This is a genomic window from Tritonibacter sp. SIMBA_163, assembly GCF_046535935.1.
Lineage (GTDB): Bacteria > Pseudomonadota > Alphaproteobacteria > Rhodobacterales > Rhodobacteraceae > Epibacterium > Epibacterium scottomollicae.
Genome location: NZ_JAWJBP010000001.1, coordinates 427684 through 453616 on the forward strand (window position 1 = coordinate 427684; position 25933 = coordinate 453616).

Annotated in this window: 23 protein-coding genes; 9 read left to right on the top strand and 14 right to left on the bottom strand. The window is 62.1% G+C overall.

Translation table 11 applies throughout. The features are described 5' to 3' along the window. Positions 1-65 precede the first annotated feature (65 nt). Both R0J92_RS01955 and R0J92_RS01960 read left to right on the top strand, forming a co-directional pair. On the top strand, positions 66-869 hold the full coding sequence (locus R0J92_RS01955) for a DeoR/GlpR family DNA-binding transcription regulator (protein ID WP_411050548.1): 804 nt from the start codon (positions 66-68) through the stop codon (positions 867-869). A gap of 212 nt (positions 870-1081) precedes the next feature. Further along, positions 1082-1711, top strand: a complete 630-nt coding sequence (locus R0J92_RS01960) for a hypothetical protein (protein WP_411050549.1) — start codon at positions 1082-1084, stop codon at positions 1709-1711. Positions 1712-1739: 28 nt separating this feature from the next. Here R0J92_RS01960 and R0J92_RS01965 read toward each other — a convergent pair whose 3' ends face one another. Together R0J92_RS01965 and R0J92_RS01970 are read right to left on the bottom strand one after the other, a co-directional pair. Beyond that, a complete protein-coding gene (locus R0J92_RS01965; RefSeq protein ID WP_411050550.1) occupies positions 1740-4310 on the bottom strand; it encodes a DUF3131 domain-containing protein in 2571 nt (856 codons plus the stop codon). Next, positions 4307-7729: a glycosyltransferase gene (locus tag R0J92_RS01970; protein ID WP_411050551.1), complete on the bottom strand. Its 3423-nt coding sequence runs from the start codon at positions 7727-7729 to the stop codon at positions 4307-4309. Before R0J92_RS01970 ends, R0J92_RS01965 begins: the two co-directional genes overlap by 4 nt. A 462-nt stretch (positions 7730-8191) precedes the next feature. Here R0J92_RS01970 and R0J92_RS01975 point away from each other — a divergent pair, with 462 nt between their 5' ends. After that, positions 8192-9205: a hypothetical protein gene (locus R0J92_RS01975; RefSeq protein WP_411050552.1), complete on the top strand. Its 1014-nt coding sequence runs from the start codon at positions 8192-8194 to the stop codon at positions 9203-9205. A gap of 121 nt (positions 9206-9326) precedes the next feature. Here the strand turns inward: R0J92_RS01975 and R0J92_RS01980 are convergent, their stop codons facing one another. Beyond that, positions 9327-9830, bottom strand: coding sequence for a MarR family winged helix-turn-helix transcriptional regulator (locus tag R0J92_RS01980; RefSeq protein WP_106163074.1), 504 nt, complete (start codon positions 9828-9830; stop codon positions 9327-9329). A 227-nt stretch (positions 9831-10057) separates the two neighbouring features. Between R0J92_RS01980 and ectA the strand changes: the two genes are divergently transcribed. From ectA to R0J92_RS02000, 4 genes are read left to right on the top strand one after another with little or no spacing between them, the layout of a single operon-like run. Further along, on the top strand, positions 10058-10609 hold the full coding sequence (gene ectA / locus R0J92_RS01985; RefSeq protein WP_106163073.1) for a diaminobutyrate acetyltransferase: 552 nt from the start codon (positions 10058-10060) through the stop codon (positions 10607-10609). 48 nt (positions 10610-10657) lie between these two features. Continuing rightward, positions 10658-11944 carry a diaminobutyrate--2-oxoglutarate transaminase gene (gene ectB / locus R0J92_RS01990; protein WP_106163072.1) on the top strand — a complete coding sequence of 429 codons (1287 nt, stop codon included), beginning with the start codon at positions 10658-10660 and terminating at the stop codon, positions 11942-11944. Positions 11945-11968: 24 nt separating this feature from the next. Then, entirely contained in the window at positions 11969-12361 is a 393-nt protein-coding gene (locus R0J92_RS01995) for an ectoine synthase (protein ID WP_106163071.1), read from the top strand. A gap of 14 nt (positions 12362-12375) precedes the next feature. Further along, a complete protein-coding gene (locus tag R0J92_RS02000) occupies positions 12376-13830 on the top strand; it encodes an aspartate kinase (protein ID WP_106163070.1) in 1455 nt (484 codons plus the stop codon). Between the two features lie 101 nt (positions 13831-13931). On the opposite strand, the gene R0J92_RS02005 is transcribed toward R0J92_RS02000, so the two are convergent. From R0J92_RS02005 to pobA, 10 genes are all read right to left on the bottom strand, one after another. Beyond that, positions 13932-14675, bottom strand: a complete 744-nt coding sequence (locus tag R0J92_RS02005) for an anti-sigma factor domain-containing protein (RefSeq protein ID WP_411050553.1) — start codon at positions 14673-14675, stop codon at positions 13932-13934. Beyond that, positions 14672-15202, bottom strand: coding sequence for a sigma-70 family RNA polymerase sigma factor (locus tag R0J92_RS02010; protein ID WP_106163130.1), 531 nt, complete (start codon positions 15200-15202; stop codon positions 14672-14674). The genes R0J92_RS02005 and R0J92_RS02010 overlap by 4 nt, the downstream gene beginning before the upstream one ends. A gap of 274 nt (positions 15203-15476) precedes the next feature. Beyond that, the gene (locus R0J92_RS02015; RefSeq protein ID WP_411050554.1) at positions 15477-16277 is read right to left on the bottom strand and encodes a DUF4394 domain-containing protein; all 801 of its coding nucleotides are present in this window, start codon (positions 16275-16277) and stop codon (positions 15477-15479) included. 126 nt (positions 16278-16403) lie between these two features. Next, the gene (locus tag R0J92_RS02020) at positions 16404-17477 is read right to left on the bottom strand and encodes a 3-carboxy-cis,cis-muconate cycloisomerase (protein ID WP_411050555.1); all 1074 of its coding nucleotides are present in this window, start codon (positions 17475-17477) and stop codon (positions 16404-16406) included. Positions 17478-17517: 40 nt separating this feature from the next. Then, entirely contained in the window at positions 17518-18351 is an 834-nt protein-coding gene (locus R0J92_RS02025) for a 3-keto-5-aminohexanoate cleavage protein (protein ID WP_411050556.1), read from the bottom strand. A gap of 9 nt (positions 18352-18360) precedes the next feature. Next, positions 18361-18978, bottom strand: coding sequence for a protocatechuate 3,4-dioxygenase subunit alpha (gene pcaG / locus R0J92_RS02030; RefSeq protein WP_411050557.1), 618 nt, complete (start codon positions 18976-18978; stop codon positions 18361-18363). A gap of 2 nt (positions 18979-18980) precedes the next feature. Then, positions 18981-19703: a protocatechuate 3,4-dioxygenase subunit beta gene (gene pcaH, locus R0J92_RS02035; RefSeq protein ID WP_411050558.1), complete on the bottom strand. Its 723-nt coding sequence runs from the start codon at positions 19701-19703 to the stop codon at positions 18981-18983. Further along, positions 19700-20104, bottom strand: coding sequence for a 4-carboxymuconolactone decarboxylase (pcaC, locus tag R0J92_RS02040; RefSeq protein ID WP_411050559.1), 405 nt, complete (start codon positions 20102-20104; stop codon positions 19700-19702). The genes pcaH and pcaC overlap by 4 nt, the downstream gene beginning before the upstream one ends. Further along, positions 20097-20885 carry a 3-oxoadipate enol-lactonase gene (gene pcaD, locus R0J92_RS02045; protein WP_411050560.1) on the bottom strand — a complete coding sequence of 263 codons (789 nt, stop codon included), beginning with the start codon at positions 20883-20885 and terminating at the stop codon, positions 20097-20099. The genes pcaC and pcaD overlap by 8 nt, the downstream gene beginning before the upstream one ends. After that, a complete protein-coding gene (pobA, locus tag R0J92_RS02050) occupies positions 20885-22054 on the bottom strand; it encodes a 4-hydroxybenzoate 3-monooxygenase (protein ID WP_411050561.1) in 1170 nt (389 codons plus the stop codon). Before pobA ends, pcaD begins: the two co-directional genes overlap by 1 nt. 82 nt (positions 22055-22136) lie before the next feature. On the opposite strand from pobA, the gene pcaQ reads away from it, so the two are divergent. After that, a complete protein-coding gene (gene pcaQ / locus R0J92_RS02055) occupies positions 22137-23075 on the top strand; it encodes a pca operon transcription factor PcaQ (protein ID WP_411050562.1) in 939 nt (312 codons plus the stop codon). 303 nt (positions 23076-23378) lie between these two features. Here pcaQ and R0J92_RS02060 read toward each other — a convergent pair whose 3' ends face one another. Beyond that, positions 23379-25007, bottom strand: a complete 1629-nt coding sequence (locus R0J92_RS02060) for a sulfatase-like hydrolase/transferase (RefSeq protein WP_411050563.1) — start codon at positions 25005-25007, stop codon at positions 23379-23381. A gap of 99 nt (positions 25008-25106) precedes the next feature. Here R0J92_RS02060 and R0J92_RS02065 point away from each other — a divergent pair, with 99 nt between their 5' ends. After that, positions 25107-25913 carry an IclR family transcriptional regulator gene (locus R0J92_RS02065; RefSeq protein WP_411050564.1) on the top strand — a complete coding sequence of 269 codons (807 nt, stop codon included), beginning with the start codon at positions 25107-25109 and terminating at the stop codon, positions 25911-25913. The last annotated feature ends 20 nt before the right edge of the window (positions 25914-25933 follow it).

Genomic DNA, 25933 nt, shown 5'->3' on the forward strand with positions numbered 1-25933 from the left:
TTGCTCGCTGCTGAATGCGCTTGCTAGGACCGTGGGGTGACTTGTTCACTTTCAAAGGAAAGCGAATGCGACGAAGCGAGTTAAATCGGCGGCGAGACGCCATCATCGGCCTGTTGTGTGACATTGGCGAGATGTCTGCCGCAGCGCTCGCCGGACGGTTGGAGGTTTCGGTTCAGACCATTCGCGGCGATCTGCGCGATCTGGATGAGGCGGGGCTGGTGCAGCGGCGGAACGGTGTCGTGCGCCTGCGGCAGCAGTCGGAGAACATTGGCTATGCGCCGCGGGTCAGCATCGCACGGGGAGAGAAGCAGCAGATCGCCCTCGAGGTACAGCACCTCGTGGCGGACGGCGCACGGGTGGCGCTGGGCACGGGAACCACGGTCGAGGCCTGCGCCCGGATGCTTGCGGCGACGCGCAAGGATCTGTTTGTGGCCACCAACAACATGCATGCGGTGATGGCCCTACAGGGGGCGTCCGGTGCGACCGTTTCGCTGGCCGGAGGCGCCGTTCGGTTGCGCGATCTTGACCTGATCGGCACAGCCAGTCGTGAATTTTTTGCAAATTATCTCGCGGATATTGCGATCTTCAGCTGTGGGGGCGTGTCTAGTGCGGGCGAGGTGCTGGACTATAACACCGATGAGATCACGGCACGGGTTGCGGTCTCTGGCTGCGCTCAGCGGAAGGTTCTGGTGATGGACTGTGCGAAATTTGGTCGCGAACTGCCCTGTCGCAAACACATGCTCTGGGACTACGATGTCATTGTTACCGGAGCGGAATTCCCATCAACGCTCTTGGCGCGCTGCGCGGCGGAGGGATGTCGGGTGATCCAGGTGGAACGATCCGCAGAGCCGATGCGCGCGCCCCTCTGATCGATATATAAACTGGGCTTAGCGCAGATTTTTGCGGCGTCAATTTTCTGACAAGCCAAATCATAATAATTTTAATAAATTTTGAAAATCATTTCACTCGAATGGGCTGTGGGTGATTAAGGTTTCGGAAATAACTCTGCAACATCCTGCTGAAGTAGGCTGATAATCCAAAACGGATTCTTGGTAATGTCTCTATTCAGCAGGATGGTGAAATGACGAGTGTTTATATTAAAGCCGCATTTGCGGTCGCAGCCATGGTCTCGATGTCGGCCTGTGGTGGCGATGTGCGATCTGATTATGATGCGTTCAATAGTGTCAGTACCCGATTGAATGTCGATAACGATCTGTCCAGCCTGACCCGCGTTGCGATTGCACCAACGCAAGAACAAAGCATGAACGCGTATCTGACAGGCTATAGCTGGTGGGATAACACGCCGCGTGGATCAGCCCAGATTGCGCGCCCGGTCATCCATCGCACCGCTGGTGGTGTCGGGACATACAAGGATCCCATCACGCTCGCCGTCGGGCACCGAAAAACCGGTGGCCGCAGTATCATGGACTACAAGCCGGGAACGCGCTTCTATATCGAAAACCTGAAGAAATACGCCATTGTCGAAGATATGTGTGGCGATGGACCTCGCCCGCAAGAGGGGCCGTGTCACACCGGACATCGCGGGCATGACTGGATTGATATCTATGTGGGGGGACGCCGCATGGACGAGGCCTCGGTGGATGCCTGCATGCGCCGGATTACCGGGATCCAGTCGGTTATCCTCAATCCGCGACCGGGCTATCCGGTTGTACCGGGCGAGATTGCCTCCACCGGGTGCCGCACGTTCTGATGGCATGGGCAGGTCACATTAAAACCGCTCAGCCAGTGGTATTCAATTTATGCGCGATTGCTTGCAGGATGATGCTGTTGGTATTGAGGTCGGTGTAATTCTTGGTGGCGCGGCCCGTCTTGACGAAAATGCTGGACGCAAACCCATTTTGTGTTTTTGCGGTGTCGCGGACGTAATGCGTCAATCTATCAGAATAATCATGGGGCTGCATCGCCGACCATAAATAGGCCGCCTTGCTGCTGACCGCGAGGAATTCGTCACGGAATTCAGGCGTTCGATATTCCGGTTCTCGACCAACGGTGTCCATTGCCCAGGTCCGGCTTTGCGCGTCGAGTTGCAACCCTTGGTACAAGAACCACGGCGCGCTGTCGATCGGACCTTCGGAGACGCAGATCATGCGACCTGTCTCGCGATAGTCCTCAAGCTGGGTGGTGAACAGCACGTCGGCCAGATATGCGCTTTCGTCACTCATGCCCAGTTCCAGGCCCTCCAGCAGGAGCGGCTCGGCGCCGATCGGGCCGATACCCACCACCGCTTCGAGAAGTGCTATCTGGCCATCGTTGACGGAGCGCCCCGAAAGCACCTCATAGGGAGATCGCACCTGATGCCCCCAACGCCGAAACGCCAGAGCCGAATAGTGGGCACTGTGTGAGATATAGGAGCTGTGCAGCGCCCCGTCGGTGACGGAGAATATCTCGCCATCACGGATCACCTGATCCAGATCATAGGACGCAACCAGCTCCTCCAGCTGATCTCCGAATGTGCTGTGGCGACGCAGGTTGTCGAGGGACGCAAGCAAGCGTCCGGCGTCGCTGCCATCAAAGTTTTTGTTCCCCCAGCGGGTGCGATCCGTGCGAATCCATCCCTGCGGCAGGCGCCGATCCTGTGAGACGCGGCCTGCGATATTGGGCAGAATCTTGGCGATTGCGGCCGCAAAATCCTTTGAGCTGATCAAGCCAATCTGCGAGGCCGCGACCAAGCCGTTGATCTGGCTGCCCACGTCCCACATCGTGACCGCCTCGTGCAGACGCCCGCCGGGCGAGAAATCCACGGTGGATGGGCACAGCCCCGTCTCCGGATGCGTGAACTGGTCGAGGTAGCGCCACGCCGCCTTGGCATCGTCAAGCAGGGTGTCTCGGGCGCGTTCCGACAGTCCGCCAGCAGGGGGCACAAGTTCTGGTCGGGCCGCTGCCACGCGCCTGTGGCGCATGGGAACGGGCCCTTTGGGGACCACGCGTCGCGCCAGGTCATTGATCGAAATGCAGGTGGTGATGGCGTCCGCGCGCAGGGTTTCCAAGTGACGCTTCAGCGCATCCGTTGCGTCCTGCGTGGCAAAATCTTCGGGGCGCAGCAGGACAACCATGTCGTCGACGCCAGCAAATGCCGCAGCGAGCGTGTCGGCTGTCACGGGCGTCTGGATGGTGCGTTGGGGCAGCGTCAAGACGCCCTCGGCGTCCAGCCCTCTTCGTGTCTGAGGGCTGGGGGCAATACGAACCGCGATGCCAGCTGCAAGTGGGCGGGTGGTGCGAATGGATGTGGTGCCGTCCGATTGCGATGCGATCAGGCGGATCGGGTGGGGCGCAGGCGGCGAAGGGGCTTCGCTCTCGGCGGGCGTAGGCGGTTCGGTGGGCACCCACATTCCAAGGTCCGCGTTCGGAGTGCCGGGGTCGATACCGGGGCCACGAGAGAATGGCAGCTCCATCTCGGTCAGCAGATCGAGAAGCGCATCGTGACCGGCCTGATCTGTGCCGGCGCTGCGCAACGGGTCAGTGACATGCAGGCAGACGAAGCGGTTGAACTGATAGGCATCCCGCAGTTGTAGGTCGGACACGGGCAGCACCGACGCGGTTCCGTCCAGCTCTTGTTGGGTCAGACGTTCGGCATAGGCCGCGGCTGCGGCCTTCAGGTCGTCCAGCGGCAGTTCTGAAAAGGCCCGTGCGGAGAGGTAGGCCACAGTTTGGGTCGGTGTCGTCCCGTCCTCTGCTGGTGGGGCATCTGCAGCAAGATCAACGCGGCTGCCACCAAACAGCCGGGCCACACCGTTCTGCCAGGTTTCGGAGCGCACCGGGGCACTTTCTTCTGGAAGGCAGAGAATATTGAAGACCCCGGCCGTGCGCACCGCGATGGGGGACATCGGGCTTGCCACATCGTGACAGGCCAGGGTCTGAACTCGGATGGGGAGTCCGAGTGTTCGTTCCACGGGTTGCAGCATGCCATGCAGGGCTGCGACCGCGTCATGTGCGGCGCGTGCCTGAAAATGCTGCGACAGCGTGGCGAGTTCTGGCAGAAAGGGCGCGATCTCGATGCCGCTGCCCCCCAGCAGAAAGCCGGAGAGTAATCGTGCCAGCGGGCTTTGTGGGCCCAGTGGGTGTCCCTGATCGTCGAAGGGTGAAACCAGGCAGGTCACTGGAATATTGCGGGCCCAGAACGCATCGAGCACGGCGATCAGATGCGGCGCGGACGTGCTGGCATCAATGCCGGCAATCACCGGGTAGGTCTGCGGCGCAACCGCTCCGATGAAACCGGAGGCAAAGGATTTCACCGGAATGAGCGCCGCCCCTGCGGCGACCGCTGATGTCAGGAATGTTCTGCGTTTCATGAGCCGCTCGTTGCCAGGGCGTAGTCCCGTCCCAAGCGCTTCTGCGTGCCCCAGCTGAACAGACGTCCAGTGATGGCGCGCAGGATGGCCCGGATGACCGAATAGTAGAGCAACGGACGGTAAAAAATACGTTGAAGCGGGAACAACAGCAGGGTCCACAGGCTCTCGTCCTTGTCGCGCGCCAGCGCAAAGGCTGCGATCAGCAACTCCAGCACGGGCAAGGTCAGGTAGGCCAGTAGGTACTGCGCGGGTTGCGAGCCGAGCATGCCTGTGCTTTCGCCGCTCCAATCGCCGGACAGCAGCTTGTACAGCATGATCGCCACAAACAGATCCGCAAGCGGGGCCAGCAGTGGAAACAGATAGCCGAAGATGAACATGTCGGGGATCGAAACCAGGCCGACCGCGCGTCCTTCGAACAGGGCTTTCTTGTGCTTCCAGGCGCTCTGGAACATGCCGAACGACCAGCGCAGGCGTTGCTTCAGAAGCTGACCTACGCGTTCGGGGACTTCGGTATAGCCCCGCGCGTCGGGTTCATAGACGATGCGATAGCCAGCCCGGTTGACCTTGATTGTCAGGTCGGTGTCCTCGGTCATGGTCTCATCGCTGAACAGCCCGGCCTTGCGCAGGGCGGAGACGCGCCAGGCACCCAGCGCACCTGGCACCACGAGGATGCCGTTGATGAGGTCAAAGGCCTTGCGCTCGACGTTTTGCGACGTGGCGTATTCAAAGGCCTGCATGCGGGTCAGAAGGTTGACCTTGTTGCCCGCCATGATCTTGCCTGCAACCGCACCGATCTTGGCGTCGTTGAAGTGCTTGACCAGATGGCGGATTGCACTTTTTTCGATCTGCGTGTCGGCATCGATGCAAACGACGATATCCGAGGACACATTCAGCATGGCGCGGTTCAATGCGCTCCATTTGCCCTGGTTGGGCTGAGAGATCACGCGCACGTCCTGCTTGTGGCTGAAGGAAAACACCTCGTTGAGCGTGTTGTCAGAGGATCCGTCATCCACAACGATAATCTCGATGTTCTTGTAGTCACTGGCGCGCACACTCTCGATGCACTTGCGGATGACTTTTTCCTCATTGTAGGCAGGGATGACCACTGCAACGCTCGGGTCGATCAGCGAAACGGGGCTGCGGCCGCGCCAGTTCAGGATCGACAGCAGCAGGATCGCAAGGGAGCGGATGACGCCGATCCCCAGTGCCACCCAGAACAGGGTGACAATTGCCGACTGCACCCAGACCACCATCGAAAAGGACACCCGGTCGAATGTCTGGTAGCCCCCTTCCGCAACGGGCATCAGTTCTGCGCGTGTCGCACCTATCAGTTCCGCCAGCGTGGTAAACTCATAGCCCTTTGCGGTCAGCTCGCGGATGAGGAGCGCCGTTGCCTCGACCGAGGCGGCGCGATCCAGTCCGCCATCGTGCAAGAGGATCACGTTGCCGGCGTTCTCTTCGACCTGCTTCACGACATAGTCGGCGATTTCACGGCCGCTCCACCCGGACCAGTCGTGGGGGACGATATCCATGCCGACCACCTGCAAGCCGCGCTCCCAAGCGATTTCGAGCGCAGCAACACGGTCGGCGCTGATCGGGCCTTTGCTGCGCTGAAATGGTTCGCGATAGAGCATCGGTTTGCGGCCTGCTGCACCGGCGACCACCTTGTCCAGCATCGCATATTCCAGCGTTGCGCGGGTCTGTGACACCTCGTCCATGCGCGGGTGCGAAAAGGTATGCGCACCAATTTCATGGCCCTCGTTGATCATGCGGTTGAGTACGTCAGGCGCGTCCATCACGCTCTTGCCGGTCACGAAAAAGGCCGCGGGCGTATCTGTGTCTTTCAGAATGTCGAGGATTTGTTGAGAGAACACCGGGTGAGGCCCGTCATCGAACGTCAGCACCAGCTTGCGCCCCGCGGGCTTGCCGTAGCGCTCCAGCGCGTAGGGGCGGGGCAGGATGTCATACTCCTGCGCGCTCACCCGTCCGGTGACCTCATCCATGCGCACTTGCCGGATGCCGGGCGATTGGCGATGCGTGAGCCGCAGCAGGGCACCTTCGCCCGTGTAGCTCACATGGTTTTCCAGCTTCACCAGAGCCAGCCCCGCGCTCAGCGCATCCGGCGTCTTGTCGCGGGACCGCAGAACCGTCCAGACACCGGGATCTTCCATCCCCAGTGACCAGATACCGGTCGCGGAGATGCCCAGATCTGCCAGCGTCTTCAGTTGGTTGTGCAAGGTGGCGGCGTCCTGCATCCAGATTTTATGCGTGCGGCCGATCTCGTCGCGGTAGGAGGCAAAGCTGCCGGAGGTCTTGCTGCTGAAGCGGACGTCAGCGTCGGCCTCTGCAATCTGTTCCATCGCGGCGGCGTAGGAGAGCGTCTTGGGCATCGGGGTTCCCGACACCCATTCGACCGCAAAACTGCCAAGGGCGACCACCAGCTTGTCTTTGCCAAGCGTCTCAAGCGCCAGGCCTGCGGTTTCTGAAAGCCAGGGATCTGCCGCAAGCGGCGAGGGGGCGGCCCCGACCCAAGGGTCAAGGAACAGCTTCAGGATCACCTTGTCGAACAGCGCCATGGTCTCCGCGTCCTGCCACACCGCATTGCTGCCGCTCAGTATGACGCAGGACGCCATGCCGTTGTCCTGAAAGCTGCTGCTCAGGGTTTGCAGGAACGGCTGAAGCGCTGGCAGATCGCTCTGCTGCACATCCTGAAAATCCAGACAGGCGCCATGTGCGTAGAGCGGCTTCAACTCGTCCAGAATTTGCCGCGTGGTGCTCTGTGCGACATCCGCTGTGCCGAGGGATGCGTAGAAGGCGGGTTTGTCCTCGCCTGCGTCGATAGAAATGCTCGGCATGAGAACCGGCGTGTGCGCGGCGCTGGAGCGATAGTCCTCGACCGGCGCGCGGTTGGATGCGTCCTCCACTGTGAGGGTCGGCGCGTTTCCATCCGCTTCGATCTGCAGCCAATCGGGCACCAGCACGCCGAGCTGGTTGCAGCTGTCGTCAAGCGACAGGTGTGCGCCGTCTATGTCGCTTGGGAGGTGCCCGAACATGACGGGCGATGCCGGATCTGCCATGGCCGCGAAGTAAGGTTGGCTTGGTGCGTCGCAGGCTGTTTCCGGCGGCAGATAGGGCCGCGTTGAGGCAAGACGCAATGCGTCGGGCGTGTCGGTGCGCGGGCTGCTGAGGACTGTTTGCAGCGCCTCGTTTCCACGCCAGTAGCCATTCAGCTCCTGAACCGCAGATTGCCAGGAAAAGGCCCCGTTGAAGAGCAGGCACACCCAGCTGACAAAGGAGATCAGACCAAAGGCAAGGACCATTCGGAAGCGGCGAATGCGGATGCGGCGCGGATCGTCAAAGACTTTCCGCCCTTCTTGCTCCACCGCCAGCTTTTCATAATGAAAGGCAAAGCGGCTCAAAGGGAGACCTCCCCGGTGCCGTCAGGCACTATGGTAACGCGCGACAAGCCACGGCTTGCCACAAATGCACTTTGCGCAATGTCTGACACGGTTCCCCACAACCTGAATTAAGCCTCCAGCCACCACTGGTCGCGATGCGACAGGAGTCCCCACCCCCGTTCCGCAGCAGCTGCGAAGCTGTTTGTTTGATGTCAGCAGTGTCCCGCCGACGATCATTAGAGTCAAAATTCTCTTAATCTTAAAGTGAATTTACATCAAATTCTTATGATATGTTGGTGATAATCCTCGTTCAGCGATGCGATTGTTCACGATCCTGACGCCAATCTAACCTTTGGGTCGGGGAGAGCTAAGCCAACGAATCGCATTTTGACCACTTGCGCGCCCATTGTCAGCGACACCGGGCTCTGGCACTCTTTGCCGCGCGGCGGCCTGTGCAGGCCTTGGGGGCGAGTGGGGCAGGGCATGCATTACATCAATATTTCCGATCTGGTGGATCGGGACTGGCGGTTTCTGGAACCCGTCTCTACTGCGCCCGAGCTGAGTTGGGATATGCGGTATGGGCGGCCGCAAAACCGTCTGGAGCGGCTGGTTACCCGTCCTGCAGTAGCGCGCTACCGGGCATGCATGTCTGCGGTGTGGTCCGCACGTCGGCGCTCCGATGCGGTTCTGGTGTCGCATCTGCCGAATGTCACGTTGGCCACCGCGGGTCTGGCCCGGCTGATTGCGCCCGGGCGGCCACATGTCGCTTTTGCCTTTAACTACACGCATTTGCCAGAGGGGCGTCGCCTGGCTCTGTCGCAACGCTACTTTCAGGATGTGGCAGAGTTCGTGGTCTTCTCGCGACATGAGGTTGGTCTTTATGCGGATCTCTTTGATCTGCCCCCCTCGCGGTTTACCTTCTTGCCTTGGGCCATGCAGACCCCCGAGGTCGCGTCCCATCACCCGCCACCCTTTGAGGGCGCATATATCAGCGCGATCGGTGGGGAGGGGCGTGACTATCACGTCTTGGCAGAGGCGATGCGGGCGGCGCCGGATCTGCAGCTGGCGATCGTGGCCCGTCCGGCCAGTATCGAAGGGATCTGCTTCCCAGAGAATGTGAAGGTCTTCACCAATCTGCCGGGGCCTGTGACCTGGGCGATCGCGCAGAAGTCCTGTGGCATGGCGATCCCGTTGCGCACGGATCGCACGCCCAATGGACATGTGACACTGGTTGGGGCGCAGTTGCTGGGGGTGCCACTGGCGGTCACGCGATCAGCGGGGGTGGCGGACTATGTGGACAGCGAAACCGCGTTGCTGGTCTCACCGCAGGATGCGGGCGAAATGGCCCATGCGCTCAGGGCTCTGACCGAGGACGCCGAGGCTGCTCAGACCCGCGCCGCCCTCGCGCAGAAACGCGCAGGTTTGCGCAGTGATGTTGCGGTCTGGCTGCGCTACTTTACAGAGCTTGATCTGCGATTGTCCGACGGTCAGCTGTGATGTATTTGGGCCGCATCGTTCAGCTGCGCAACGCATATCCCTAGCGCCGGCAGTCTCGACTGGATGCGCAGTGGCGACTACGATTCCAGTTCAGCGCGTAGACTGGCGGGGTTTGGCAGGCTCAGGTGAGGCGATCACCAATCTTGAGGTCGCCGGTGGTCAGCACGGGGGCGGCATCCATGTCGTCTGCGTTCAGCATTGCCGCAACCCGCTCGAGCGAGGCCAGAAGCTGCGCCTGTTCCCAATCCTTGAGTTGCTCGAAGGCGCGCACATATCTTTGCTGCAGCGCGTCCGGCGCCGCTTTGACCGCCTCGCGTCCAGACGGTTGCAGCACCACATTGGTCTGCCGGCGATCCGCGTCAGACCGCATCCGGGTCGCCATGCCGCGAGAGACGATCTTGTCGACCAATGTTGTCACAGTGGCCTGCGCGACCCCCATCGTCTGGGCCAGCTCCTTCGGCGTGGCGCTGCCACCGCTGGTCGCCAACAGCTGCAGCACGCGCAACTGAGCCGGCGTTAGGCCGGAGGCCTGCGCCAGATTGCGGGAATACAGCTCGGTCGCGCGCAGAATACGTCTGAGCGCGATCAGGCTTTCATCTGTTCGGTCGCGGGGCCTGTCATTCATAACGCTCTAAAATGTCATGGATGGCGATTTCCTTCAATACGCTAAGTATCGTCGCAACATTTTCTCAGGTTAAAGCAGTATTTTTCGGCCTTCATTTGTCTTGCTAAGGAGTTTTTCCCTGTGAAAACAGTGATAAACACGCCGGGGGAATAAAATTGCTGAGGTTCTTGAAGTTTTTACCGCTTCACTATATTTAGAAAGGCGAACGATAATGGAGATGGTAAGCGATGCCCAAAGACATCCTGCAGACTGAGACCGAAAGCCCCCGAACTTGCCAGCCCCGCCTGCGCAAGCCAAATGCGACGGACGGGGCCGAGATTTGGGAGCTGGTCAAGGCCTGTGAGCCTCTCGACCGCAACTCCATGTATGCCAACCTGATCCAAGCGGATCATTTCCGCGACACTTGCGTGGTGGCGGAGCTGGACGGCGAAATTGTCGGCTGGATTTCCGGCCATTTGATCCCGGGCGATGATGCGTTCTTCGTCTGGCAGGTCGCGGTGGGTGAAGCCGCGCGCGGCATGGGACTGGGCAAGAAGATGCTGAAGGCGCTGATCGCGCGTGACGGCATTTCTGACGCTTCCGTGCTGAAAACAACCATCACCAAGGACAATGCGGCCTCCTGGGGCCTCTTCCGCAGCTTTGCCCGAGACATCGGCGGCGAACTGACAGACGAGCCGCATTTTGAGAAAGAGGCCCATTTCGATGGCGCGCATGACACCGAACACATGGTGTCCATCACGCTTGAAAGTGATGCCAAGGTCCTGAAGCGCGCGGCCTAACTCCTCTCTCCTCATCCAGAATTTATCTTATCCGAAAAGGATTCCCCCATGCCCAAAGACATGGCAACCAATTCGTCTATCTATGTGAGCCGCGAAAGCAATGCGCGCTCCTACTGCCGTTCCTTCACCGCGTCTTTCGACACTGCACGCGGATCCGAGCTGTTCACCGAGGATGGCACCCGCTACATCGACTTCCTCGCGGGCTGTTCTTCGCTGAACTACGGCCACAATGACCCGGACATGAAAGACGCTCTGGTCGAGCATATCCTCAAGGACGGTATTACCCACGGTCTCGACTTCCACACCGAAGCCAAAGAAGCCTTTCTGCACAGCTTCAGCGATCTGATCCTGAAGCCGCGTGGCATGGATCACAAGCTGATGTTCACCGGCCCGACTGGCGCAAACGCCGTTGAAGCGGCAATGAAGATCGCCCGCAAGGTCACTGGCCGCACCAATGTGATTTCCTTCACCAACGGCTTCCATGGTGTGACCATGGGTGCGCTGGCGGCGACAGGTAACGGCTACCACCGTGGTGGTGCCGGCATGGACAAATCCGGCGTGACCCGCGTGCCCTTCGACGCCTATGTTGATGGTCTCGACAGTGCCGCGCTGCTGGACAAAATGCTCTCCGATCCGTCCGGCGGTATCGACGCCCCGGCGGCGATCATGCTGGAAGTCGTGCAGGGCGAGGGTGGCCTCAACGCCGCCTCCGCTGAGTTCGTCAAAAAGCTTGAAACCATCGCCCATGCCCATGGCGCGCTGCTGATCATTGACGACATTCAGGCTGGCTGTGGCCGCACCGGCACCTTCTTCTCCTTCGAGGAGATGGGCGTGAAGCCCGACATCATCACCATGGCAAAGTCGATCTCCGGCTTTGGTCTGCCGATGGCGCTGGTTCTGGTGCGCCCGGAGCATGACGTGTTTGGCCCCGCTGAGCACAACGGCACCTTCCGCGGCAACACCCATGCCTTCGTGACCGCCCGCGTGGCGATCGAGAAGTTCTGGGCTGATGATGCCTTCACCACCGAACTGGCCCGCAAGACCGAACTGGTCACCAGCGCGCTGCAGGAAGTGGCCAGCCACATCCCCGGCGCCTACCTCAAGGGCCGTGGCCTGATGCAGGGTGTTGATGTGGGCTCTGGCGAGCTGGCCGGTGACATCTGTGCCCGCGCCTACGAGCTGGGCCTGGTGGTGGAAACCTCCGGTCCCAACGACGAGGTCGTGAAGATCCTCGCGCCGCTCACCACCTCCGAGCAGCTGTTCTGTGAAGGCTTCGCCATTCTCAGCACCGCCGCCCGCGAAGTGTTCGCAAAATCCAAAATTGCCGCGCAATAACTCGAAGACCGGAGATTAAGACCCATGATCGTACGCGATTTCAACGAACTGAAGACCTCCGACCGTACTGTTGCGGATGCGCGCTGGACCTCCACCCGCATGTTGCTGGCCGATGACGGGATGGGGTTCTCCTTCCACATTACCGTGCTGGAAGCGGGATCGGAGCATCAGTTCCACTACAAGCACCACTTCGAGAGTGTCTACTGCATGAAGGGCAAAGGCTCGATCACGGATATCGCCACCGGCGAGACCCATGAGATCAAGCCCGGCGTCATGTATGCGCTGAACCTGCATGACAAACACATCCTGCGGGCCGAAGAAGAACTGCACATGGCGTGCTGCTTCAACCCGCCGGTGACCGGCACTGAAGTCCATCGCGAAGACGGCTCCTATGCTCCTGCGGAGGAGCTGGCCTGAGACACAGGTGACGCATGACACATACCGTTGAAAAAATCGGCGGGACTTCGATGTCCCGCGTGAACGAGCTGGTGGATACGCTGTTTACCGGTGGCCGCGGCGCGGCTGGCCTTTATGGCCGCGTCTTTGTGGTCTCCGCGTTCGGGGGCATTACCAACCTCCTGCTCGAACACAAGAAGACTGGTGAGCCGGGCGTCTATGCCCGGTTTGCCGACGCAGAGTCCGACCATGGCTGGCATGAGGCGCTCAGCCGTGTGGGCGACGAGATGCGCAAGGCCCATGAGGCGGTGCTCGAAAATGCCGGTGACGTGACGCAGGCAGATGCCTTTGTCGCCGAACGCATCGAGGGCGCGCGCAACTGCCTGATCGACCTGCAGCGCCTGTGCAGCTATGGCCACTTTCGCCTGGCTGAACACATGCTGCAGATCCGCGAACTGCTGTCGGGGCTGGGCGAGGCGCATTCCGCATTCGTTACCGCGCTCCTGCTGCAGCGTGGCGGCGTCAATGCGCGCTTCGTGGATCTGTCCGGCTGGCGTGACGAGGGCGATGTGACGCTGGAGGAACGTATTTCCAAGGCGCTCGAAGATGTTGACCCCGCCACCGAGATGCCCATCGTCACCGGCTACGCGCAATGCGTCGAAGGGTTGATGCGGGAGTTTGATCGCGGCTATTCCGAAGTGACCTTCTCCTGTCTGGCAGCCCTCACCGGCGCCAGTGAGGCGATCATCCACAAGGAATTCCACCTCTCCTCCGCTGACCCGAAACTGGTGGGCGCAGGCGTGGCGAAAAAGCTGGGTCACACCAACTATGATGTGGCGGACCAGATGTCGAACATGGGGATGGAGGCGATCCACCCCAAGGCGGCCAAGACCCTGCGTCAGGCCGATGTGCCGCTGCGCGTCACCAATGCGTTCGAGCCGGAAGATCCCGGCACGCTGATCGACGACAAGCCGGCAGAAAGCCCGGCGGTGGAGATGATCACCGGCCTTGATATCATCGCGCTGGAAGTGTTCGAACAGGATATGGTCGGGGTGAAGGGATATGATGCCTCGATCCTTGAGGTTCTGACGCGTCACGATGTGCGCATCGTCTCCAAGACCTCGAACGCCAATACGATCACCCACTACCTCGACACCTCGCTGACCGTACTGAAGCGGGTCGAAAAGGATCTGGCACGGATTTATCCCAACGCCGAGATTTCGGCGCGGCTTTTGTCCATGGCCTCGGCCATCGGACGCGACCTCAAGGGGCTGTCTGTGCTGACACGTGGTCTGCAGGCGATCGCCGATGTTGGGCTGGCCAGCCTTGGGGCCTCGCAGGGGCCGCGCAACGTGGACGTACAGTTCATCGTTGAGCGTGAGGATCTGAAGCCGGTGATCAGCGCCCTGCACAAGGTGCTGATCGAGGACAAGTCTGCCAAGCAGGACAAAACGTCCAAGGCTGACAAGCCGATCAAAGCGGCAGCCTGAGGCAACGTTTAGCATTCGCTTCTGACAGGGGGGATGCAGTAGATGCATGAAAAGGGGCGCCATATGGCGCCCCTTTTCATGCTGAATATGTGGTTTGACTGTCAGAGCGGTTCTTTCGCAAAACCCTTGCCGTGGATTGGCCCGGTGGGCAATCCGGTGGGAGAGCCCCCCGATTGTTCAAACGTGATCTCATAGAGCTGCTCCGGTCCCGGCGGTGGCAGCCCGTCAACCGCAAGCGCGGTGCCGCGGTTATCGGCAAGCAGGCCAAGCGAGACTGGCGGGCCGTCGTCTTCCGGTTTGGTCCAGACCTGCATCACCTGTCCCTCCGGTACGGCGGTCTGCCCCAGCAGGGTAACGCGAGTCAGGTTTGCCTCCGTGCCTTCAACCAACGCCACGGCCTCGCCAGTGGTGTCATTGATCAGCACCGCAATCACGGTCGGATCGGGACGCGTCATCACGACCCAGCCAAGTGCCAGCGCCAACATGACCGAGGCCGCCAGTCCGGTGCAGGCCGCCATGAACCATGACCGCGGCGCATGGGGCTCATTTGCGGGCAGGATGGTATCTGTTTCGGCGTCGAATTCCGGCACTGTTCCGGGGGGCACGCCAACCGCAGAACCTCGCTCGTCCAGGCGCAGTGTCACCCGGTCCCACATATCTGCGGGCAGCGTTTCCGGCGTTGCGGTGTCGTCCAGTTCGGCAAGCCGCATACGCGCATGGCTCAGGGCGGCGGCGGCCTCCGGATCCTGCAGGGCGCGGGCTTCCAGCTCTGCGGCTTCGGCCTCATCTGCAAGGCCAAGGGCAACCTCCATCGCCAAATCCATCAGGGATTGATGATCGCTCATGCCAAACACTCCCGCAGTGCGATCAGTCCACGCCGTACCCAGGCCTTGACCGATCCGAGCGGTGCCTGAAGGCGGCCCGAAATCTCGCCATGGGTGTAGCCCAGCACATAGGCCTGCAGGATGGCGACCCGTTTGGGAGGCTCCAGCCGGTCGAGGCAGCGGCGCAGGTCGCTGTTCATGTCCAGCCTGCCATAGGCGTCCATCACGACCTCCTCATCCTGCCGTCGCTCCAGTATGTCGGCACTTTCAGCGATTTCCCAGCTCTCCTTGCGCAGCATCGTCAGGCATTGGTTGCGCAGAATGGTGGTGATCCAGCCGCGCGCGCCGCCCCGGCTGGCATCGAATTGATGGGCTTTGCGCCAGACGGAGACAAAACACTCCTGCAGGGCGTCTTCCGCCAGATCCCGACGCCGTAGCATGCGCAGGGCAATACCCAGCAGGCGTGATCCTTCCTGATCCATGATTGCGCGTAGCGCGGTCCTGTCGCCCAATGCGCAGGCCTCTATCCGGTCTGCCAAGTCGCTCAATCGCCTGTCCTCGTCCATCTGCGCATTCAATGCGTCCATTGCCTCATGCGTTGGCCCCGCAGAGGGGGAGAACGGCATGCTTTGGTGAACCGTATGAGGGCAGGGGGATGCGGTCAACGTCATGATGTCTTGAGAAATCAGTGAGCCGGGGGGCATCAGGTATTGACCCGACGGCCCCCGGGGAAACGGTTCCCCGTGATGAACTGCATCACGGGGAGATACTCGTACTAACACAACCTTAGCACGAATTACGTTCCGGGGTGCAACCCGAAAATCACATGGCGGTCATGAAGGTGATGTCGCGCAATGGCGCGTCGGCCTCCTTGATCTCCCAGCTTTCAAGGATTTCGCCAGTTTCCAGCGACACTGTGTTCAGCATGCCGTCGGTCGCCAGCCATGCCGTGTTCTTGCCTTCTGCGTCGGTCGCGATATCAAAGGCATAGCTGTCGCTGCCGTCGATCCCGAGTTTGCCGATTGCCGCCAATGTGCCGTCGTTGGGCGAGGTCTGCTGAATCAGCGCCACGATGGTTGCGTCGATGTCGTACATCGCAGTGGTGTCCGGCTGACCGTAGGAGTTGATATAGGCCGCCGCGACGATGGCCGGGGCCTCGCCCGCGTGCATGTCGGCACCCTCAAACGCCAGCGAGCCGTCCACGGTCACAGCACCGCTCTCGATGTCCACGCGGTGGTTGGTGGTGCCGCTCATGAAGCGCAGCTTGTTGGCCTTGGGGTTGAAATCCACGATTACCGGCGCGCCCTCGGCGATCGGCAGTTCCTTGTCCATGGTGGAAATCACCGTGGCTTCGCCGGTCATCGGGTCAATCTCGACAATGTCAAAGGTGGAGGTGACGCCGATCAGCTGGCCCGTGGCCGGACGCAGATCGATGCCAAGCAGCTTGTCGACGCCCTTGACCGGCATGGAGCCGGTGACACCTGCGGTCTCGGCGTTGATCATATGCAGCATGTTGTCGCCGCTCAGCCCGATCGCCATCGGTGCGGCGTGGTCGTCAGCCTGCGCCAGCTGCGCGGTTGCGAAAATGGATGCGGTCACAAAAGCGGTCTTAAGGGAATGCATAAAAAGCTCCTCTCTGTTTGACGAAAACGCGGACCATCCGCGTGCTGTCAGGGAGGAGACTCCGCCAGGGCCGCATTTGGATGCAGCCGATGGCGAATTTTTTCGAAAAAAATTTCGGACGTGCGCTCAGGCGGGCGACGGGGCCTCGCCGATGCGGGTGATCGCGTGGACCTGTTCGGTGGCCAGACGCAGCGCCGCGCCGGTGCTGGACATCATTGCGGGCAGCACCATCCATTCCAGCGTCCACATGGCGCCGGAGCGTTCCTGCTCATGCACCATCGCCTGATGCATCAACGGCAGTTGGCCTGCGGTGTAGCGCGCCAGCGTCACCAACAGCTCTGCCGTCACGGGGTTCTGTTTATGCGCCATGGCAGAGCTGCTGCCACCGCCCTCCTGCGCCAGCGCATCGACGCCCTGCTGCGCCATCAGGCAGATATCCTGCCCGATCTTGCCGAGGCTGCCGGTCAGGGCTGAAAGCCAGCTGGCGTATGTCGCCAGCCCGTCGCGCTCCGTGTGCCAAGCGCGCTCAGGCGCGCTCAGCCCCAGTTCGGTCGCCATGAGACGGGCGATGGCGTCGCCATGGGGATGGCTGCGCTGGCGGTCCCCCACCGGACCGCCGAACTGCAACAGCTCCACCTCGGGGCGCAAGACCTCCAGCCGTGCTCGGTGGCGCTCCACAGGCGCGGCCCATGTGGTGATCCGGTGCCCGGCAGTGATCGGCAATGCCGCCTGCATCCGGGTGCGCGCCATCAGAGCGTTCTCACCTTGTGTCCGCCCCAGCTCCTCCAGTGCGGCGCTCAACGCGTCCAGCCGGGACAGGTAGATCGCGTTTGCCGCACGGATCGCCAGCACCAGCGCGGTGTCGATCAAGTCCTGACTGGTGGCACCGGGATGGATCGCAGCGGCAAGCTCGGCCCCCGCATGGGCCTTCAGCTGCCGCACATAGCCCGGCACCGCCATGCCATCGACCATCAGATCCGCCTGCAATGCTGCCGTGTCGGGGGTGAAATCCGTCATCGCCGCCAACGCCCGCCGTGCGAGGTCATCCTCGACCTGACCCACTGCGGCGGCGGCGCGGGTCAGCGCCATCTCGAAGCCCAGAAAGGCCTCCGCCGTGGCAGCACCGGAAAACAGCCCGGTGATCGCCTCATCAGCAAAGAGGCCGGCAAAATAGGGGTTGGTCGAGGTCAGCGGGTTCACGGGGCAAACACTCCTTGAATGCGGCGATGGGGAAAGGAGATCAGCCGCGCAGTGGCACGTCAAGGATCTCGCGGGCCTGCTGCCACGTGGCGACGGGGCGTTCATACTTGTCGCACAGTTCCGCCGCGCGCCGGATCAGCGCCGCATTGGAGGGCGCCAGCGTCTGGCGATCCAGCCGCACGTTGTCCTCCAGCCCCGTGCGCGTGTGACCCCCGGCGGCAATGGCCCATTCGTTGACCACCAGCTGATTGGCCCCGATGCCTGCCGCGCACCAATTGGCCTCCGGTGCGCGGCGTTTGACCAGATCGACATAGAGGTCAAAGACCTCCTTATCGGCGGGCATGGCGTTCTGCACCCCCATCACGAATTGCACATAGAGCTTGCCATAAAGCGCACCCTCCCGGTGCAGCCGGATCGCCTGCAGGATATGGCTGAGGTCAAAGGCCTCGACCTCCGGCGTGATGTGATGCGTTTGCATCTCGGAGGCGAGCCAGTCGACCAGATCCGGCGGGTTCTCGTAGACGCGGGTGGGGAAATTGTTCGACCCCACCGACAGGGAGGCCATGTCGGGCTGCAACGGCAGCATGCCGCCGCGCGTCTTGCCCGCGCCAGATCGCCCGCCGGTGGAGAACTGCAGGATCATGCCGGGGCAGTGTTTCTCCAGCCCTTCCTTCAGCGCCGCGAATTTCTCCGGATCGGAGGAGGGGGTCTGGTCGTCATTGCGCACATGGGCGTGGCAGATGCTGGCGCCAGCCTCGAACGCCTCATGGGTGCTCTCGATCTGTTCGGACACGGTGATCGGCACCGCCGGATTGTTGGCCTTGGTGGGCAGCGAGCCGGTGATCGCCACGCAGAGGATACAAGGGTTGCTCATGATCTGGCCTTAGATGTCGAAAAACACGGTTTCATTATGCCCCTGAAGGCGGATGTCGAAATGGTAGTGATTGTCGCCCTGATCCTCGCCAATCAGGGTTTTGACGCGGGTCTGGTGTTCGATGCGGCTCAGGATCGGGTCGGCGGCGTTGGCGTCTGCCTCGTCGGGGAAATACATCCGCGTGTGCAGGCCGAGGTTGATGCCCCGCGCCACGATCCAGAGCGTCACATGCGGCGCCTGCATCCGCCCATCGACAAAGGGCACCGCGCCGGGCTTGACCGTGTCAAAGGCAAACTCGCCCGTCGCCATATCGGAGGCACAGCGCCCCCAGCCGGTGAAGTTTGGATCTGCCGTGCCGCGCGTCTCGGCAGGGGAGTTGAACAGCCCCGCCGCATCTGGCTGCCAGATCTCGATCATCGCATCGCGCAATGGCGTGCCGGTGCCGTCGATGACGCGGCCGGTGATGCGGATACGCTGACCCTGCACGTCGCCGGTGATCATCTCATGGCCGAGGTCTTGCGGATAAACACCTTCGATCTCGGCGAAATTCGGCGTGCAGCCTATGTGCACGTAAGGTCCGGCGGTCTGCGACGGGGATTCCTTCAGCCGCTCCAAAGGTTGCACCATGGTCAAAGCCCCTCCATGCGGTTTTCAAACAATGTCTGGCGTCGCCCGCGCAGGGTGATGTCGAACTTGTAGGCCCGCGCATCCATCGGCATCGTGCGCGCCATATCCAATGCCGCCACCAGGCTCTCGATCCCCTCGCGGGTCGGGATGGTGTCGACGATGGGACAGTGCCAGATCAGCGGGTCGCCCTCGAAATACATCTGGGTGATCAGGCGCTGGGCAAATCCCGCACCAAAGATGGAAAAATGGATGTGCGCCGGGCGCCAGTCGTTCATCGTGTTGGGCCAGGGGTAGGGGCCGGGCAGGATGGTGCGGAATTCGTAAAACCCCTGTTCGTCGCTGATGCAGCGCCCGCAGCCGCCAAAGTTCGGATCCAGCGGAGCCAGGTAGCTTTCCTTCTTGTGGCGATAGCGCCCACCCGCATTGGCCTGCCAGACCTCAATGAGGGCACCGGGCACACCGCGGCCAAATTCGTCGCGCACTTGCCCATGCACGATGATGCGCGGGCCGATTGCCATGCCACCGTCCTCGGCAAAGTTCAGGATCAGGTCGTTGTCTCGCTCGCCCAACATATCGTGGCCGAACACCGGCCCGGTTTCCTCGACCAAAGTGGTGGGAAAGGACAGCGGCGCATGGCGCGGGCCGCGCGCCACCGATGTCTTGTAGTCGGGCGTGAGGCTGGGCGGATGCCAGCGCCGGTCGCGGTTTACATAGCCGTTGGTCATTCTTCGCCCGCTTCCTGTTCCATTTCAGCGTAAGTCTCCTTGGCCAGTTTCAGCGCGTGATTGGCGCGCGGCACCCCTGCGTAGATCGCCACATGTTGGAATACCTCCAGCACGTCGCTCTTGTTGGCGCCAGTGCGGGCGGTGGCGCGGATATGCATCGGGATCTCGTCGAAATTCCCCAGCGCGGCCAGCAGTGCCAGCGTCAGCATCGACCGCTCCCGGTCGCTGATCGCCTCGCTGGCCCAAACATTGCCCCACGCGGTCTCGGTGATCAATGTCTGGAACGGCGCATCAAATGCGGTCTTGGCGGCCTCGGCCCGGTCCACATGGGCGTCACCCAGCACCTTGCGGCGGATCTGCATGCCGCTGATGTAGCGGTCGTTGGGGGGCTGTTTAGACATGGCCCAGCTCCTTCAGGAAATCGGTCAGCGCGCCAGCATAGGCGTCGGGGGCTTCGACACAGGGCAGGTGGCCCGTGTCCTCGATCAGGGTGAAGCGGGCGTCGGCGATCAACTCCAGCGTTGCTTCCACCAGCGCCGGCGGGCTGGCGCCGTCCTCACTGCCGGCAATGCCCAGCACCGGCTGGGTCAGCGATTGGCTGGTCGCACTCAGATCAGCGCCCGCGATGGCCTGGCAGCAGGCGACGTACCCTGCCTGCGGCGTGCGCTCCAGCATATGCCGCCAGGGAAGATGCGCCTCCGTCTGCAGGAAGTCGGGCGCAAACCAGCGCTCTAGGATCATATCCGTCAGGGCCGCAATCCCGTCCGCCTCGATCGCGGCAATCCGGTCCTGCCACATCTGCGGCTCGCCCATTTTGGCGGCGGTGTTCGACAGCACCAGTGCCGAGATGCGTTCCGGCGCGCGCACGGCCAGCGCCTGGCCGATCATGCCGCCGATGGAGAGGCCAACAAAGACGCAAGTCTCGACGCCCGCATGCTCCAGAAGCGCCAGCGCATCGCCCGCAAGGGTGTCGATGGAATAGGGGCCAGGCGGGCAGCTCGACAGCCCATGGCCGCGCATGTCGTAGCGGATCAGCCGCAGGTGCTGCGGCAAACGCTCCACCACCGCGTCCCAAAGCCTCAGATCGGTGCCAAGGGAATTGGCAAAGACCACCGCAGGCCCCTCCGGGGGGCCATCCTCGCGCCAGTGCAGCGCCGCATCTGTCAACTGCGCCACCCGCATCAGTAGGGCAGCCCGACGTAATTGGTGGCCAGCACCCGCTGTGCGTCCTCATTGTCACGCAGGAAGGCCAGTTCCGCCGCCTGCATCTTCACATCAAACGGGCTTTGGTCCGGAAACCGATGCAGAAGCGAGGTCATCCACCAGCTGAACCGCTCCGCCTTCCAGACCCGAGCGAGGGCTTTTTCAGAATAGCGGTCAAGGCCTTCGCTGTCCTTGTCGTGGTAGAATTGCAGCAGGCCGGTATAGAGATAATGCACGTCCGAGGCGGCGGTGTTCAGCCCCTTCGCCCCGGTGGGAGGCACGATGTGGGCGGCATCGCCACAGAGGAACAGCCGCCCCCAGCGCATCGGCTCGCTGACGAAGGACCGCAGCGGTGCGATGGATTTCTCGATCGACGGGCCGGTCACCAGCGCCTCGCCCACCTCGGCAGGCAGGCGGCGGCGAAGGGTGTCCCAGAACCGCGTGTCGGTCCAATCGCCCACGTCATCGCCCAGCGAACACTGCACGTAATAGCGGCTGAGGCTGGCATTGCGCATCGAACACAGCGCAAAACCGTCCTCGGAATTGGCGTAGATCAGCTCGTCGTTGACCGGCGGGGTTTCCGACAGGATGCCGAGCCAGCCGAAGGGGTAGACCTTTTCATACTCGGTGCGCACGGAGGCCGGAATGGTGCGGCGGCTGACGCCATGGAATCCGTCACACCCGGCGATGAAATCGCAATCAATGCGCTGTTCCTGCCCGTCCTTGTGAAAGGTCACATAGGGCGCATCGGTGTCCGCGTGGTGAATGGCTGCATCCGACACGTCAAAAATCGTCTGCGCGCCAACCTTTTCGCGTGCCTCATAGAGATCGCGGGTGACTTCGGTCTGACCATAGAGCACCACCGATTTGCCGATCAGCGCCTGAAAATTGATCCCGAACAGGTCTTGGTTGTGCGAAATCAGTGTGCCCTCATGGCGAAAGCTCTCCCGGTCCAGCCGCGCACCGACACCGGCCTTGTGCATCAGCTCCACCAGCCCCTGTTCCAGGATCCCCGCGCGGATGCGGCTGAGGACATGCGCCTTGCTGCGCCGTTCCAGCACTACGGTGTCAATACCCGCAAGATGCAGCAGCTGTCCCAGCAACATGCCCGACGGTCCGCCGCCGACGATCACCACCTGAGTCCGCATTGATGTCCTCCCTGTTTCCAGATGAGCGTATCATGCCGTTTCGGTATTCAAAAATGAGTTATCCGCGAATATACATATCGATATGGTAAACTATCAACGTTCTCGGCAGGTGAAGGTCCGGCATATGCAATGCCTGTCGGAGGTGGTGGCGCGTGGCAGTCTCAAGGGCGCGGCGGAGCATCTGGGCCTGACCCAGCCAGCGATGTCGCGCACCCTGAAGGAGCTTGAGGAGATCCTCGGCACCACGCTGCTGCTGCGCAGTCGCGCCGGGGTGGAGCTGACCGAGGCGGGCGAGGTCTTTGCGCATTTTGCGGCGATGAGCCTGGCGGCGCTGGATCACGGGCTGGAAAGTGTCGACCGCACCCGTGGCGGCGTGCTGCGGCAGGAAGTCACCGTGGGGGCCTTGCCGAGCGTGGCCGCGGGGTTGCTGCCGAAGGTCGCCGAGGGGTTCCGCCGTCTGGCACCGGAAGCGGTGCTGCGGCTCTCGGACGGGCCGCATGGCATGTTGGTGGACCTGTTGCGCAGCGGCGCGGTCAGCATGGTGATCGGGCGGCTTGGCGATCCCGCGTCGATGCAGGGGGTGTCCTTCACCCAGCTTTATACCGAGGAGGTGGTCTGCGTGGTGCGCCCGGGTCATCCCTGTCTGGCGGCGCCCGACCTGAGCGACCTGGCCCGCTGGCCGGTGATCTTTCCGCCCACCACCGCTGCCATCCGCCCGCAGGTGGAACGCTGGCTGATCAGTCACGGGCTGTCCGAACCGCCGCAGCGGATCGAGACGGTCTCCGGCGCCTTTGCCCGGGTGCATGCGCGGGACACGGATGCGATCTGGATGATCTCGCATGGGGTGGTCCGCAACGAGCTGGCGGACGGGCGGCTGATCCGGCTGCCGTTTGACACCTCGCTCACCAAGGGGCCGGTTGGGCTGATGCAGCGTCAGGATGCGGAGCCGACACCGCTGGAGCGGCTGTTCGTGAAGGCGCTGCAAGAGGCGATCGGCGCGCTGGGCTATGATGTGAGCTGAGCTATCGTGTGCCGACCGGGGAGAGCTTCCGCGCCCGCAGGTGCCCAGCCCGCGGCAGGATCCGTTGGCGACCTTGGGCCCAGCGCCCGGACAGGGTCCGGGCGCAAGGGGGCGCTGCCCCCTCGGGCCTTGCGGCCCTCACCCCCGAGATATTTGGGAAAAGATGAAAGGCAGGGTAAGCGCACGCCGCGCGTCAGCGCGGCGCCGGGCCCAACCGGGCAAGGGGATCTGTGATCCCTGCTGGACGGGCGGGAGTGCCCCCGGCGTGGCGGTTAGGACTGGCGAATTGTGCCCTGCGTTTGGTCAGCTGGGAGGTTTGCCGCGATACTTCTGGGTTAAGTCAGCTGGCACGTCATCCGCCTCATAGACTCCCAACAGGATGCCCTTGCCGCGCGAGGCCCCACGCCCGGAGATGATCTGCGCGTCGGAACGGGTGAGGCGCTGCGACATGCGTCGTCCCCATTGGCCCAAACGGGCATACATCAGATCGATCACCGCGCCATGATCGGCGCTGCGGCCAAGGTCGTGAAGCTCTTGCGGGTCGTTTCTCAGATCAAACAGCATTGGCGGCAGGCCACCTTCGGCGTGCATGAACTTCCAGCGCCCGTCGGTGATCATGAACAGTCGCGCATCGCGGGGGGCAATCCCCAGCTTCACGCTCATCGGCGTGCCGGAATAATCGTATTCGCTGACCGCATACTCCCGCCATTCTTCGGGCGTCTGGCCATGCAGCCACGGTGTAAGTGCGCGGCCCTCCAGGATGTGATCGGCCACCTCGCCGCCTGCGGCCTCCACGAAGGTGGGCAGCAGGTCGATGTTTTCCACCAGCGCGTCGCAGGAGGTGCCACGGGTGGCATCGGCCGCGCGCCGGGGATCATAGACGATCATCGGCACTTTCACGGAGGGTTCGTGAAAGAGATCCTTCTCGCCCAGCCAGTGATCGCCCAGATAGTCCCCATGATCCGAGGTCACCACGATCATCGTGTCTTCCATCCGGCCCGTGTTCTCTAGGTACTGAAACAGTCGCCCCATCTGGTCGTCGCATTGCTTGATGAGGCCCATATAGGCCGGGATCGCCGCCTGTCGGACTTCTTCGCGCGAGAAGGCCTGACCGATGGCATTGCCCATGAAGGCGCCGTAGACTGGGTGCGGATCGTCGCGCTCAGCGGGGTCTTTGACGGCGGGCAGCACATGCTCCGGCCCGTACATGTCGTGATAGGGTGCGGGCACGATATAGGGCCAATGCGGCTTGATATAGCTCACATGCGCGCACCATGGCCCTTGGGCCTGCTCAATGAACTCGATGGTCTTGGTGGTGAGCCACGGGGTCTCGCTGTCTTCCTCCTTGATATTCGCGGCCTTGCGCGCATTGGCCATGAACCAGCCAGACGCCATCTCTTCGCCCTCAAGCCCCGCGTTGGCGAAGTCGTGCCAGGGGTTATGGCCCGCGTAGCCCTTCGATTTCAGGTACTCATTATAGGGGCTGCGTTTTTGGTCATAGAACCCGTCTGGACCTTCGGCCCAGAGACCATCGTCCCGGATCCAGACGTCAAAGCCACATTCCGCCTGGCGTGCGCCAATCACGCTGTCGGGGCTGAGGCCAAGGCGGGCCATGCCTTCGGTGTCGGCATTCATATGTGTCTTGCCGATGAGCCAGCAGCCCATGCCCGCCTTGCGCAGATGATCGCCCATGGTCCATTCCCCCACCCGCAAGGGCGAATTGTTCCACTGCGCCCCGTGGCTGGACACATAGCGCCCAGTGTAGCAGCTCATCCGGGCCGCGCCGCAGATGGGCGACTGCACATAGGCATTGGTAAACCGCACGCCGCGCTGTGCCAGCCGGTCGATATGCGGCGTCTCCAGATGCGGATGACCGGCGCAGCTCAGATAGTCGAACCGCAGCTGGTCGAACATGATGAAGAGGATATTCATGGCGCGCGCTGCTCCCGTGGTGTCGGCACCAAGCCTAGAAGAGGGCAGAGGGCGCAGAAAACCTTTGTCAAATCGTGCCGCAGGGTGGCATGAGGGGCCATGCTGAAGGAAAACCGCTCACTTGATCGCGGGATCGAGATCCTGGAAACGCTCGCGCGCGAGGGCGCCATGTCGCTGGCGGATCTGCACCGCGCCACCGGATTGCCCAAGAGCACCATCCGGCGGTTGCTGCAGACGCTGATCCAGCGCAAGATCGTGCGCCGCTCGCTGGCGGATCAGCTCTATCGCACGCTGTTGGTGTTTCCCGATATCTCCGGCGAGGTGATGCCGAAGGGTATGTTGCAGATGGCCGATGCGGCGATCCCGCGGGCGCTGGCGCTGACGCAGCAGATCGGCTGGCCGTCAGACATCCACATCCGCGAGGCGCGCAGCATGCGCATCATCGACAGCACCCGGCAGGCCAGCAATTTCCACGTCGAACAGGGTCAGATCAACCGTCAGGTCAGCCACTTCGGCTCAGCCACAGGGCTGGCCTGTCTGGCGGCAATGGGCGACGGCGAGATTGCCGCCATCTATGAGGCGCTGAAAACCGACCGGCACTGGGGGCCGGTGCGTTTTGGCCTGGACCTTGCCACGCTGATGCAGCGGATCGCGCAGATTCGCGCCCAGGGCTATGCCGAGCGGCTGCCGGCGCATCTGAGCGACCGGGAGTGGGACACTGACCTGCGCGCCATTGCGGTGCCGATCAAGGCGCGCGGGCAGGTGCTTGGCGGGATCTCGGTGCTGTGGCTCAGGACCTACAAGCCGGTGAAAGGTTTTGCGGCGCTGCATCTGGAGGCGCTGCAGCAGGCCGCCCGCGACATCAACGCGGCCTTGGATCTGGTTTGGGACGACACTCCCGGCTGATCGAACTGACCCGGGCTGAT

Coding starts and splice junctions, on each gene's coding strand:
- R0J92_RS01955 (WP_411050548.1), top strand. CDS start 66: ATGCGACGAAGCGAGTTAAATCGGCGGCGAGACGCCATCATCGGCCTG.
- R0J92_RS01960 (WP_411050549.1), top strand. CDS start 1,082: ATGACGAGTGTTTATATTAAAGCCGCATTTGCGGTCGCAGCCATGGTC.
- R0J92_RS01965 (WP_411050550.1), bottom strand. CDS start 4,310: ATGAAACGCAGAACATTCCTGACATCAGCGGTCGCCGCAGGGGCGGCG.
- R0J92_RS01975 (WP_411050552.1), top strand. CDS start 8,192: ATGCATTACATCAATATTTCCGATCTGGTGGATCGGGACTGGCGGTTT.
- R0J92_RS01980 (WP_106163074.1), bottom strand. CDS start 9,830: ATGAATGACAGGCCCCGCGACCGAACAGATGAAAGCCTGATCGCGCTC.
- ectA (WP_106163073.1), top strand. CDS start 10,058: ATGCCCAAAGACATCCTGCAGACTGAGACCGAAAGCCCCCGAACTTGC.
- ectB (WP_106163072.1), top strand. CDS start 10,658: ATGCCCAAAGACATGGCAACCAATTCGTCTATCTATGTGAGCCGCGAA.
- R0J92_RS01995 (WP_106163071.1), top strand. CDS start 11,969: ATGATCGTACGCGATTTCAACGAACTGAAGACCTCCGACCGTACTGTT.
- R0J92_RS02000 (WP_106163070.1), top strand. CDS start 12,376: ATGACACATACCGTTGAAAAAATCGGCGGGACTTCGATGTCCCGCGTG.
- R0J92_RS02005 (WP_411050553.1), bottom strand. CDS start 14,675: ATGAGCGATCATCAATCCCTGATGGATTTGGCGATGGAGGTTGCCCTT.
- R0J92_RS02015 (WP_411050554.1), bottom strand. CDS start 16,277: ATGCATTCCCTTAAGACCGCTTTTGTGACCGCATCCATTTTCGCAACC.
- R0J92_RS02025 (WP_411050556.1), bottom strand. CDS start 18,351: ATGAGCAACCCTTGTATCCTCTGCGTGGCGATCACCGGCTCGCTGCCC.
- pcaG (WP_411050557.1), bottom strand. CDS start 18,978: ATGGTGCAACCTTTGGAGCGGCTGAAGGAATCCCCGTCGCAGACCGCC.
- pcaH (WP_411050558.1), bottom strand. CDS start 19,703: ATGACCAACGGCTATGTAAACCGCGACCGGCGCTGGCATCCGCCCAGC.
- pcaC (WP_411050559.1), bottom strand. CDS start 20,104: ATGTCTAAACAGCCCCCCAACGACCGCTACATCAGCGGCATGCAGATC.
- pcaD (WP_411050560.1), bottom strand. CDS start 20,885: ATGCGGGTGGCGCAGTTGACAGATGCGGCGCTGCACTGGCGCGAGGAT.
- pobA (WP_411050561.1), bottom strand. CDS start 22,054: ATGCGGACTCAGGTGGTGATCGTCGGCGGCGGACCGTCGGGCATGTTG.
- pcaQ (WP_411050562.1), top strand. CDS start 22,137: ATGGTAAACTATCAACGTTCTCGGCAGGTGAAGGTCCGGCATATGCAA.
- R0J92_RS02060 (WP_411050563.1), bottom strand. CDS start 25,007: ATGAATATCCTCTTCATCATGTTCGACCAGCTGCGGTTCGACTATCTG.
- R0J92_RS02065 (WP_411050564.1), top strand. CDS start 25,107: ATGCTGAAGGAAAACCGCTCACTTGATCGCGGGATCGAGATCCTGGAA.